The following is an 11,948-nucleotide window of genomic DNA, read 5'->3' as shown; positions in this document are numbered from 1 at the left end:
CTGCTGGCATCGGGCCTCTGGAGCCTGGCCCTGGCCGAGGTGAATGTCAACATCAACGTCGGGATACCTGTCATCCGTGTTTCTTCGGATCCAGTGATGACGGTGATCCCCGGGACCTACATCTACTTTATAACCGAAAGCTCCGAGGACATCTTCTTTTACCAGGGTTACTGGTGGCGGCCGTATAAGGGACGCTGGCACCGGGCCAACGGGTTCAACGGTCCCTGGACGTTCGTCAAGCCCGGCCGGGTGCCTCCGGGGATGCTAAAACTTCCTTCGGGCTGGCGCAAATTACCTCCCGGGCACCCCATGGTGAAACATTCCCTGGTCAAGAATAACTGGAAACAATGGGAGAAGGAAAAACACTGGGATAAGAAAGCCCAAAAGAACGATGCCGGCGGCGGCAAAAAGGACAAAGCAAAAGGCCGGGGAAAAAAGTAACCCCTGTAAACACCTGTTATAAATAAGCTGCCCCGATCCCGGGGCGGCTTATTTATTTTAGTGGGATGTCTGACGTCCCGGCATTAATGAGATCCGCCACGTTATGAAAACAGGCGAGGCTGAAATTTCCGCCTCGCCTGTTGCAGTTGACCGGATGCTACCTGGCCGCCTCGGCCCCTTTCTGCAGGGCCTTGACGTTCAGGGCTATGATCTCCGGCTTGGCCCGCTTGAAGACCTTGGTCAAAGCCTTGGAGATGGCCTCGATGGAAACGGCTCCGGTCGCACCGGAGAAGGCCCCCAGGGCCACCATGTTGGCGATCTTGGTGGTGCCCAGCTCTTCGGCTATCTTGTTGCACTCCACATAAACAACTTTGATGTCGGTGCGCCTGGGCTTGGAGTTGACCAGCGAGCTGTTGATGATCATCAGTCCGCCCGGCTTCACCAGCGGCTCAAACTTGGCCAGGCTGGGCTCGTTCATCACGATCACCGTCTCGGGCCGGGAGACCACCGGGGTGGCCACTTCGTCCGAGGAGATCACCACCGAGCAGTTGGCGGTGCCGCCGCGCATCTCGGCCCCGTAGGCCGGGAACCAGGAGACGTGCTTGTCTTCCAGCAGTCCGGCCTGGGCCAAAAGGATCCCGGCCGAGATAACTCCCTGGCCGCCGAATCCGGAGATTCTAATTCCCTGATGCATCAGTTGGCCCCTCCTTCTTTTTCAGGTGAACGGAAAACCCCCAATGGATACATGGGCATCATTTTTTCGGCCACGAACTTTGCCCCGTCCAGCGGGGTCATCCCCCAGTTGGTGGGGCAGGTGGAAAGCACCTCCACCAGGGAAAAGCCCTTGCCCTCGATCTGGTTCTGGAAGGCCTTTTTGATGGCTTTCTTGGTCTTGATCACGTTCTGGGCGTTGTGGATGGAGGTCCGCTCCAGGTAGGTCGCCCCTTCCAGCGGGGTCAGCAGTTCGCAGACCCTGATGGGAAAGCCGTTCACTTTGGGATCGCGCCCGGCCGGGCAGGTGGAGGCCTTCTGTCCCACCAAAGTGGTGGGGGCCATCTGGCCGCCGGTCATACCGTAAATGGCGTTGTTGATGAAGATGATGGTGATGTTCTCGGAACGGGCCGCCGAGTGAACGGTCTCGCCCATGCCGATGGAGGCCAGGTCGCCGTCGCCCTGATAGGAGAACACGATGCACTCCGGCTTGGAGCGCTTGATGCCGGTGGCGATGGCCGGACCGCGGCCGTGGGGGCCCTGGATCATGTCGCAGTTGAAGTAGGAATCGGCGAACACCGCACAGCCCACCGGGGCCACTCCCACCGTTCTTTCCCTGATCCCCAGTTCATCCAGGGATTCGGCCACCAGCCGGTGGACGATGCCGTGCCCGCAACCCGGGCAATAGTGCATTTTCATGTCGACCAGGCCTTGGGGTCTTTTATTCAGCAGTTCCATTATTTACGCCCTCCCTTCTTTTTAGCAGCCTTGGCACGTTTGACGTTTGGCGTTGAACGTTTAACCGGCCGGGCTTTTGGGGCCTTGGACTTCGTGGCAGTTTTCTTGGCGGCCGGTTTGGACTTTTTGACAGTTTTCTTGGCCGCCGCTTTTTTGACGGGCCCGGTGGTCTTGATCTTCTTGTAAACTTTTTCGATCTCGGCAAAGACCTCTTCGCTGGCGGGGATCCCGGCCGGCCGGGCATACAGATCAACCACGGCCTGCCCGTTTATGGCCAGGCGGACGTCCTGCACGAACTGGCCCATGCTCATCTCCACCACCAGGAAGTTCTTCACTTTTTCGGCCATCTTGGCCAGCGCCTGGCTGGGGAAGGGCCACAGGGTGATGGGCCGGAACAGACCGACCTTAAGCCCCTTGTCCCGGGCCATCTTCATGGCGGCCGAGGCGATCCGGGAGGAGGTGCCGTAGGCCACTATTACCAGGTCGGCGTCCTGGCAGTTCCGGGTCTCGTATAAGACCTCCTTTGCTTCTATCTCCTGGTATTTCTTCATCCGGATGAAGTTGATCTTCTCCAGCTCGTTCTCCCGCAGATCATAGGACTTGACGATCCTTTTACCGCGTCCGGCAGCCACGCCCAGCTCCCAGCCCTTTTCCTTGCGCGACTTGGGATCAACTGTTTCAAATTTGAATTCCACCGGCTCCATCATCTGGCCCAGGATTCCGTCGGCCAGGATCATGGCCGGCATCCGGTATTTCTCGGCCAGTTCAAAGCACTTCATGGGGAAGTTGCCCATCTCGTCCACCGAGTTGGGGGCCAGCACTATGGTCCGGTAGTCGCCGTGGCCGCCGCCCCGCACCGACTGGTGGTAGTCGCCCTGGGAGGCCGCGATGTTGCCCAGCCCCGGGCCGCCCCGCACCACGTTGGCGAAGAAGAACGGCAGGTCCGCCCCGGCGCAGTAGGAGATGCCCTCCTGCTTAAGGCTGATGCCGGGGGAAGAGGACGAGGTCATGCTGCGGATGCCGGTGGCCGCCGCCCCGTAGATCATGTTGATGGCCGCCACTTCGGACTCGGCCTGAATGAAGGCCCCGCCCACCTCGGGCAGGCGCCAGGACATGTACTCCGGCACTTCGTTTTGCGGAGTAATGGGGTATCCGGAAAAGAACCGGCACCCGGCCCGGACCGCGCCTTCGGCCATGGCTTCGTTGCCCTTCATTAAGATTTTTTCACCCATTATATTTATTTCTCCTGTAAAATAATGTTACTTGGGAATTGGAGCACGATCCCCGTTTCCATAGAATACCCTTGGTTTCGCCAGTTTTCGTGCTTTTTTGTGGGAGTCGTTATTTCCAGACCGAGATGGCCAGGTCGGGACAGATCTGGGCGCACAGCCCGCAGCCGATGCAGCAGTCCTGTTTGGCCAGCTTGGCCGGGTAATAGCCGGTAACGCTGAAGGTCTGGGACATGGAGATGCACTCCTTGGGACAGGCCTTGGTGCAAAGCTCGCAACCCTTGCAGCGGTTCTCGTCCACCCTTATTTCGGGCATGTTAAAACCTCCTGATTTTGTGGAATTTATAATATTGGTTATTGTTGTAACGATTCATAGCCACCAAGACACCAAGGCACTAAGCCCTATCAAAAATGGGAACGGGGTAATATCAAATTTAATTTGTGTCTTAGTGTCTTTGTGGCTGAATGGTCTATTTTTAAAGGAAACCCAAAAAGTATTCTAACAGAATTGATTTTATTTTGCAAGGGCAAAATGTTCAAATTTATGTTTTTCTGCCAGCTTTTGATATTGACAAGCCAAACATTAAGTGATATCCTAAACTAATATGAACAGAAACCATTCAAGCATATGAGACGCTGTAATAAATGCCAGCGACCCCTGCCCCCCGGCAGCAGCTTTTACCAGCTGAAAGTGATGCTGCAGCAGGGTTTTGACGGGGTGATCAAACTTGCCCAAGGCACCGACCTGGCCTCGCTCCTCAAGAAGATCGACGACCAGACCGCCGGGGTGCCTGAACATTTGCTGGAGGGCGAGGTCCACCGGGAGTTCCTTTTCTGGCTCTGCCCCCGCTGCAAGGAGAAATACTGCGCCAATCCCCTTAACCTGCCGCTGGATAAAAGCCAGGTTCCCCAGAATGTCTCGGACCTGGAAGAATAACCGCCAGTTTACAGTCGGACCGTTTACTGTTTTGCGTTTACCATTTATGGTTTTCTGCCTTCGTTTTAGTTTTCGTTTTTCGTTCCCTCCCAAACATCAAATCCCAAACCACAAATCCCAAGCTATAAGATGCCCCACACCCGCTTCGCCCACCTTCACGTTCACACCGAGTACAGCATCCTGGACGGACTGATCCCGGTCAAGGACCTGATCGCCAAGGCAGTGCAGTACAAGCTGCCGGCCCTGGCCATCACCGACCACGGCAACATGTTCGGGGCGCTGGACTTTTACACCCAGGCCCGCAGCGCCGGCATCAAGCCCATCATCGGGATCGAGACCTACGTGGCCCCCAAGGGCCGCACCGACCATGCTCTGGCCGAGACCGACGACACATCCTATCATCTGCTGCTTTTGGCCCGGAATGAAAAGGGCTACAAGAACCTGCTGGTGCTCTCCTCGCTGGCCTATCTGGAGGGTTTTTACCGCAAGCCCCGGATAGACAAGGAGCTTTTGTCGCAGCACGCCGAAGGCCTGGTGGCCCTGTCGGCCTGCACCAAGGGTGAGATCCCCCAGGCCCTGCTCAAGGGGGACAAGGAAAAGGCCAAAGCTGCGGCCTTGTTTTACAAGGACCTGTTCGGGCCAGATTTTTACCTGGAGATCCAGGACCACGGGATGGAAGACGAGAAGGTGATCAACCCCGGGTTGATCGCCCTGAGCCAGGAACTGGGGATCGGCCTGGTGGCCACCAACGACGTCCATTATCTTGAGGCCAAAGATGCCAAGGTCCACGATGTGCTGCTCTGCATCCAGACCGGCACCACTTTGGACGATGAGAAACGGCTGAAGTTTTCCAACCAGAGTTTTTATTTCCGCTCACCCGAGGAGATGGTCAAGCTTTTCGGCCACATCCCCGGAGCGCTGGAGAACACCGTGGCCATTGCCGAGCGCTGCAACCTGACCCTGGACCAGCTGACCTGCGGCAAGCTGCACCTGCCCCATTTCAATGTGCCGGCGGAATTTCCCAGCCAGAACGCTTACCTTAAGCACCTGGCCGAGACCGGACTGGGCAAAAGGTTCGGCCAGCCCACCCCCGGCCAGCGGGATCGTTTGTTGCGGGAGCTGGAGATCATCGAAAAGATGAACTTTGCCGGATACTTCCTGGTGGTCAAGGATTTCGTGGATTATGCCAAAAAGAGCCAGATCCCGGTGGGCCCGGGCCGCGGCTCGGCGGTGGGCAGCCTGGTGCTTTACAGCCTGGGCATTACCGATGTCGATCCCCTGCAATACCACCTGCTGTTCGAGCGTTTCCTGAACCCCGAGCGGATAAGCATGCCCGACATCGACATCGACTTCGGCGACAACAAGCGGGACCGGATGATAGACTATGTGATCGAGAAATACGGCAAGGACAGCGTCTGCCAGATCATCACCTTCGGCACCATGCAGGCCAAGGCGGCCATCCGGGACGTGGCCCGGGCCTACAAGCTGGCCTACAGCGAGGCCGACCGGCTGGCCAAGCTGATCCCCTTCGGCAAGACCATCGCCGAGTCGCTGAAGACCACCCCCGACCTGGTGAAACTGATAAAATCCGATCCCCGGTTCGTGGAAGTGCTAGAGGTGGCCCAGGCGGTGGAGGGCCGGATCCGCAATGCCTCCACCCACGCCGCCGGAGTGGTGATCACCCCCGGCCGGCTGACCGACTACCTGCCCCTATTCAAGAGCCCCAAGACCGGAGACATCTCCACCCAGTTCGACATGGGCTGGCTGGAGAAATGCGGCCTGCTGAAGATGGATTTTCTGGGCCTCCGCAACCTGACCGTGATCGAGCAGACCCTGGAGATGCTGGCCGCCAAGGACGTTAAGATAGACATCGAAAAGATCCCCTACGACGACGCCCTGACCTTTGAACTGCTGCGGCGGGGCGACACCATCGGCCTGTTCCAGCTGGAATCGGCGGGGATGCGGGACCTGACCGTCAGGTTCAAGACCGCCTCCATCGAGGACCTGATCGCCATCATCTCCCTGTTCCGTCCCGGCCCCATGGACCTGATCGAGGATTTCCTCAAGCGCAAGAACGGCCAGGAGAAGATCGAGTTCGAGCATCCCCTGCTGGAGCCCATCTGCCGGGACACCTACGGGGTGATGATCTACCAGGAGCAGGTGATGCAGGCGGTGCAGGCCCTGGCCGGCTACAGCCTGGGCGCGGGGTATCTGATGCTCAAGGCCATCAGCAAGAAGAAGCAGGAGGACCTGGAAAAACAGCGCCCGGCCTTCATCAAGGGCTGCCACGCCGTCAACAAGATACCCAAGGAAAAGGCCGAGAAGATATTCGACACCCTGGCCAAGTTCGCCGGCTACGGCTTCAACAAGTCCCACGCCGCCGGCTACGCGGTGCTGGCCTACCAGACCGCCTATCTCAAGGCCCACCATCCATTGGAATACATGGCCGCCCTGCTGACCAGCGTGATGGGCGACACCGCCAAGACCATGGCCTTCATGGCCAACTGCCGCGAGTCCAAGCTGGCCCTGCTGCCCCCGGATATCAACAAAAGCCTCTATGCCTACGCCCCGGAGGAGAAGTCCATCCGGCTGGGGATGGGAGTGGTCAAGAACGTGGGTTCCTCGGCGGTGGAGTCGGTCATCAAGGCCCGCCAGGCCAACGGCGATTTCGGTTCCATAGAACAGGTATTGGAGCAGGCCGACGCCCGGCTGGTCAACCGCAAGGCTTTGGAGAGCCTTATCAAGGCAGGCTGTTTCGACAGCCTGGACCCCGACCGCACCGCCCTGCTGGAAAAGCTGGACGACCTGATGATCCGGGCGGCCCAGGCCCGGGAGGATCAGATGAAGGGCCAAACCCTGATGTTTGACGCCGGAGCGTCAGTCCCTCCGGCCGCAGCCAAGGCTCAGGCGGCCCCGGCCAAAGCCCCCCATCCCATCGACCGCAAGGCCTTTCTGGTCTACGAGAAGGAGTCTCTGGGATTCTATCTTTCGGGGCATCCTTTGGAGAAGCACACCGCCGAGTTGAAAAGCCTGGCCACCCACACCATCAGCCAGCTGGCCGAGCTGGACGACAACGACCAGGTGATAGTGGGCGGGCTGATCTCCAGTTTCAAGATCTACACCCCCAAAGGTTCAAAGCCCATGGGATTCGTCAGCCTGGAGGATCTGACCGGTTTTTGCGAAATAGTGGTCTTTGCCGACCTGTTCGAAAGCAAGCGGGAGTTCATAAAAGAGGACACCCTGGTGCTGGTGGCCGGCAGCGTTTCCACCAAGGAAAATGAGTATCCCAAACTAGTGGTGGCCGACCTGTTCCCGCTGGAGCAGGCCAGCGGAAAGCTGGTGGAGTTTTTGGAGATCTCCCTGGAAGAGGACCAGCTGGATCAGAAATTCAACCAGGCCTTGACCAAACTGTTGGACGGGCACCCCGGGAACTGCCCGGTGGTATTCTCGGTTAAGGGGGAGAACGGCCTGCCGGTGAAGATCAAGCCCAAGAACATCAAAGTGAAAGTGGAACATCAGTTGTTCACCGGGCTGGCCGAACTGCTCCAGGGCCCGTACTTTAAACTGGGCGGCAAATGGAACCCGGCCCCGCCCCGCAAGAGAAACAACTACCAGCGCAACGGCCAAAGCGAGTAGAGTCCTATGACCCCTACGGAACACCGAATACCCTGCCCACTAACAAGCACTTAATAAAAAAGCTGGGTTTTTGCGGTTTTTCGTGTGTTTCGTGCCTGCGCGCTGAAGCGCTTTGGCGCGCAAGCGGGGGGAAATGTTTCCCTGCTCACTACAAGTCACTAAAATAAACCTTTTAGTGGCTTTTCGTGCATCCTTCGGCACTGCTCAGGACAAGTTTTAGTGGGAAAAGGTTTTCCAGTTTTTTGCCGATTTTGCTTGATTTTTCGGCTATTTTTGTTATATAATCGCTATATATTGTATAGTCCTAAAGCATACACACAATTTATAAGAGGGAATATGAAAACATTACGGATATTGCTTGTATCTTCCCTGCTATTGCTGGCAGCTTTGCCCTGCCTGGCCCTGCAGTTCGAGCAGTTGGTGGACATGCCCACCGCCGGCACTTTGAACCGGGCCCAATACTCTGTAAATCTGCGGATGCAACCGGTAGGCGGCCTGCTATTCGGGCTGAGCTTCGGCCTTTTTGACCGCCTGAATCTGGGTTTCTCGTACGGCGGGGATAATATCATCGGATACGGAAACATCAACTGGAACCCCCAGCCTGGTTTTCAGATCAAGTACCGCATCTTTGACGAGAGCTATGCCATGCCGGCCATCGCGCTGGGCTTTGACAACCAGGGCTTCGGCTACTGGGCCGGAAGCCGCTACTTCATCAAGTCCCGCGGTTTTTACGCCGCAGCCAGCAAGAACTACAAATTCCTGGGCACCCTGGCCTTTCACGGCGGAGCCAGCTACAGTCTGGAAGAAAGGCACAGCGAGGACAATGAAGTTGATTTTTACGTCGGCTTGGAGAAATCGCTGAACCCCGAATTATGGATGATCGCCGAATATGACGGGGCGTTTAACGACAACGTCAACGACGACCAGTACGGTGAAGGCTACGGCTACCTGAACGTGGGTTTACGCTGGCTGTTCAGCAACCGCTTGATGCTGGAGGCCGACCTGAAGAATGTCCTGCGAAACGGAGAGCAAGACACCGATGCCGGCAGGATCGGCAGAACAGTGAAACTGGCGTATTACGATTCGTTCTAGATTTAGGACCCAAGTAAAAAGCCCTGACGAGAGATCGTCAGGGCTTTTTACTGTAATTGGCTAAACCAGTTCAAATTTTAATTTTAATGCATTGCAGACCCGCAGAAAGGTCGTCATATTGCAGTTTATGCCGTTCTCGACCTTGGACAACTGCTGCTGGGTTACATTGGCCCGCTTTGCCAGCTGGGCCTGGGAAACCCCTTCGCGTACACGGGCCTCATGAACTTTGAGTGCAATGACGACCAGTTCCCTCTCCTCTGCATAGATCTTAGCGAATTCCTTGTCCTTTAGGGCCTGGTTCAAATAGTTTCTAAATGTTTTCATGGGTTTGCTCCTGTAGTTTTAATAGGGTATTCCTTTGGAGAAAATCGGCTCGGTTCTTCTTTGCTTTCCGCACCTCAGCCTCGGGGATAGCATCAGTTGATTTTCGAAATGGATGCGATAGAATGATGTAGTTCCCATAACAGAAATAATAAAGTATCCGGAACTGGTCGCCCGATAATTTGATTCGTAGTTCATGTATCCCGTCTTCCACCAGATCGGCAAATGGCCTTGGCAAATAAGGCCCGTTTTCTGTCAGGGCTGCTATCCAGCTTAAGACTTTGGCCCGGTTTCTGCCCGACAAAGAATCAAGGAACATTTCAATCTCACAATAGCCTTCATCTGTTTCATAGTTTAATACCACCCATTTCTTATCCACCATATTACACCTTTTTTGATGTATTGTCAAGAGGTTATAATTGCTTTCTTTTACCGATTATAAGCAAATAGGGTGACAGTAATAGAGGCCCAAAGTAAAAAAGCCCTGACGAGAGATCGTCAGGGCTTTTAATATTCCTGGTATTTATGTGATTCCAGGTTCTTTACCTTCCTGCGCCGAGATATACACCCCCGCCATGATGAACACCGCACCTATCATCTCAAATATTGACGGCACCTGTTTAAGCACTAAAAAAGCCAGAATGGTTGCGCCCACCGGCTCCGCTATTATCAGCATGGCGATCCGCGGGGTGGGCAGATACTTCAAACCCCAGTTGAAAATACTGTGCCCCAGCAGCTGCGGGCCTATGGCCATCAGTGCAAAGTAAAGATAATTTATCTTGGGGAAACCGCCCAGAGGTGTCTTGGCGGCCAGGGAAGCCATCAATAGTATTACTGCCGTCATGGAATAACAAATGGTGGTATAGGTCACCAGGCTCAGCCGCTTTCTCAGGTGCCGCCCGGTCAGAAGATAGCCCGAGGCCATCAGCGCCCCGGCCAGGGCCAACAGGTTGCCCAGGTTTCCCATCCCGCCGGCGGCCAGCGCCCTTCCCCCGATGATGGCCCCGCCGGCCACCACCACAGCGATGGCGACCAGGATCCGGGGGCCGGTCTTCTCCTTAAGGAACACCCAGCCCAGGATGCTGACGAACAGGGGATTTATGGTCACCAGCACCACCGAACTGGTGACCGAGGTAAAGCTAAGGGAATAGACCCAGGTCACAAAGTGCAGGCTCAGGAACAAAGCGGACAGGGCGATCCATCCCAGATCGCTCAATGGAATTTTCTTCGGGCCCGTTTGACGAAAATAGAACGGCAGCATCAGCAGTCCGGAGAATAGCAGGCGGTAAAAGGCTATGGCCAGCGGCTGGGCGGTGGATAGTTTGATCAGAATGGATCCGAAGGATATCCCTATCACACCCAGGGCCATCACCGGCCAGAAATATGATGGTTTGTTGGTCATTTTTTATCTGATGATTCTTCGATATTGCCACGACCTTTAGGTCGTGGCAGGCAATCGGGGTTGAAACCACTAGAGAGATTTTTATTTTACAACCACGAGCTAAAGCTCGTGGCAATGGAAACCGGGGATCTTACTCCCTTCCGGTTATCACTGTATCCTTCCCAAAATTCACATCATCCCGCCCCGGATGATCCTGGTTGTAATGCAGGCCCCGGGATTCCTTGCGCTGGATGGCACAGTCTATGATCATTTTGGCCACGGCCGCTATGTTGCGCAGTTCCACCAGGTCGGGGCTGACCTGGTACTTCCAGTAATAATCGTGGACCTCGTCCATTATGGACTGCAGGCGGTTTTTGGCCCACCACAGCCTTTTGTCGTTCCGCACTATCCCGGCGTAATTCCACAGCAGCCAGCGGATGGAAAGCCGGTTCTGCCGGATCACCACCTTTTCCCGGCTGGGAACAGATCCGACGTAATCCCAGGCCGGAACGGCGGCCGCTTCCGGTTTTTCCTTGACGGCGGCCGTGGCCGCCCGGTCGGCAAACACCAGTGCTTCCAGCAGGGAGTTCGAGGCCAGACGGTTGGCCCCGTGGACGCCGGTGCAGGCCGTCTCCCCGGCGGCGTACAGACCATGGATGCTGGTGCGGCCGTCCAGGTCGGTCTTTACCCCGCCGCACATATAATGGGCCGCCGGCACCACCGGGATCAGGTTTTTCAAAAGATCAATCCCCCGCTGGGCGCAGCCCTGGCTGATATTGGGGAATCGGTCATGGAACTTCTCCAGCCCGATCGGGGCAATGTCCAGGTTGACGTGAAAATCGCCGGAGGCCTTCAGCTCGCTGTCTATGGCCCGGGCCACCACATCGCGGGGAGCCAGGTCGGCCAGCTTGTGATATTCCGGCATGAAGGCCCGGCCCTTCAGGTCGCGCAATACCGCGCCCTCGCCCCGCACCGCTTCGGAGATCAGGAACGATCTCTCGTTCTCGTCCAGCGAATCCTGATACAGGGTGGTGGGATGAAACTGCATGAACTCCATGTTGGCCACGGCGGCCCCGGCCCGGTAGGCCATGGCAATGCCGTCCCCGGTGGCGATGGCCGGGTTGGTGGTATGCAGAAAGGCCTGCCCGCAGCCTCCGGCCGCCAGCAGGGTGATGCCCGCGGCATACTCCAGGATATTACCGGTCTTGGGCTCCAGCACATAGGCCCCGCGGCAGGCATCTTCCCCGCCGCTCTGGGACATGATCAGGTCTATGGCCAGATGGTGCTCCAGGATGGTGATGTGGGGATGGCTGCGGATCTGGTGCACCAGGGCCCGTTCCACTTCCTGCCCGGTATAATCCTTGGCGTGGACGATCCGGCGTTTGGAGTGCCCCCCTTCGCGCCCCAGGTCCAGCCCGCCGGACTGCCCTTGAGTGAAGGCCACCCCCAGACGGGAAAGCTT

The 11,948-nt window shown here is 56.7% G+C and carries 11 protein-coding genes and 1 pseudogene; 4 read left to right on the top strand and 8 right to left on the bottom strand.

The features are described from left to right. A partial coding sequence (locus Q7U71_04775) for a hypothetical protein (protein MDO9391072.1) occupies positions 1-441 on the top strand: 441 nt, incomplete at its 5' end. Positions 442-598: 157 nt separating this feature from the next. On the opposite strand, the gene Q7U71_04770 is transcribed toward Q7U71_04775, so the two are convergent. From Q7U71_04770 to Q7U71_04755, 4 genes and pseudogenes are all read right to left on the bottom strand, one after another. Beyond that, the gene (locus tag Q7U71_04770; GenBank protein ID MDO9391071.1) at positions 599-1,135 is read right to left on the bottom strand and encodes a 2-oxoacid:acceptor oxidoreductase family protein; all 537 of its coding nucleotides are present in this window, start codon (positions 1,133-1,135) and stop codon (positions 599-601) included. After that, on the bottom strand, positions 1,135-1,890 hold the full coding sequence (locus tag Q7U71_04765; GenBank protein ID MDO9391070.1) for a thiamine pyrophosphate-dependent enzyme: 756 nt from the start codon (positions 1,888-1,890) through the stop codon (positions 1,135-1,137). The genes Q7U71_04770 and Q7U71_04765 overlap by 1 nt, the downstream gene beginning before the upstream one ends. A 188-nt stretch (positions 1,891-2,078) precedes the next feature. Next, positions 2,079-3,122, bottom strand: a pseudogene (locus Q7U71_04760) (3-methyl-2-oxobutanoate dehydrogenase subunit VorB). 109 nt (positions 3,123-3,231) lie between these two features. Further along, entirely contained in the window at positions 3,232-3,435 is a 204-nt protein-coding gene (locus Q7U71_04755; protein MDO9391069.1) for a 4Fe-4S binding protein, read from the bottom strand. Between the two features lie 312 nt (positions 3,436-3,747). Here Q7U71_04755 and Q7U71_04750 point away from each other — a divergent pair, with 312 nt between their 5' ends. From Q7U71_04750 to Q7U71_04740, 3 genes are all read left to right on the top strand, one after another. Continuing rightward, positions 3,748-4,056, top strand: coding sequence for a hypothetical protein (locus Q7U71_04750; GenBank protein MDO9391068.1), 309 nt, complete (start codon positions 3,748-3,750; stop codon positions 4,054-4,056). Between the two features lie 129 nt (positions 4,057-4,185). Next, positions 4,186-7,692, top strand: coding sequence for a DNA polymerase III subunit alpha (locus tag Q7U71_04745; GenBank protein ID MDO9391067.1), 3,507 nt, complete (start codon positions 4,186-4,188; stop codon positions 7,690-7,692). 336 nt (positions 7,693-8,028) lie between these two features. Continuing rightward, positions 8,029-8,784, top strand: a complete 756-nt coding sequence (locus tag Q7U71_04740; GenBank protein ID MDO9391066.1) for a YjbH domain-containing protein — start codon at positions 8,029-8,031, stop codon at positions 8,782-8,784. Positions 8,785-8,844: 60 nt separating this feature from the next. On the opposite strand, the gene Q7U71_04735 is transcribed toward Q7U71_04740, so the two are convergent. The 4 genes from Q7U71_04735 to nadB all read right to left on the bottom strand — a co-directional run. Continuing rightward, positions 8,845-9,108 carry a helix-turn-helix transcriptional regulator gene (locus Q7U71_04735; protein MDO9391065.1) on the bottom strand — a complete coding sequence of 88 codons (264 nt, stop codon included), beginning with the start codon at positions 9,106-9,108 and terminating at the stop codon, positions 8,845-8,847. Further along, the gene (locus Q7U71_04730; GenBank protein MDO9391064.1) at positions 9,095-9,487 is read right to left on the bottom strand and encodes a type II toxin-antitoxin system RelE/ParE family toxin; all 393 of its coding nucleotides are present in this window, start codon (positions 9,485-9,487) and stop codon (positions 9,095-9,097) included. Before Q7U71_04730 ends, Q7U71_04735 begins: the two co-directional genes overlap by 14 nt. A 141-nt stretch (positions 9,488-9,628) precedes the next feature. Further along, a complete protein-coding gene (locus Q7U71_04725; protein MDO9391063.1) occupies positions 9,629-10,507 on the bottom strand; it encodes an EamA family transporter in 879 nt (292 codons plus the stop codon). A 130-nt stretch (positions 10,508-10,637) separates the two neighbouring features. Beyond that, positions 10,638-11,948 (bottom strand): L-aspartate oxidase (gene nadB, locus Q7U71_04720; protein MDO9391062.1); only part of this gene is annotated, 1,311 nt, incomplete at its 5' end.

The sequence above is a fragment of the bacterium genome (assembly GCA_030655055.1).
GTDB lineage: Bacteria > Edwardsbacteria > AC1 > AC1 > EtOH8 > UBA5202.
Note: the sequence above shows the minus strand (reverse complement) of the source record. Positions and strands in the feature narration are given on the sequence as shown.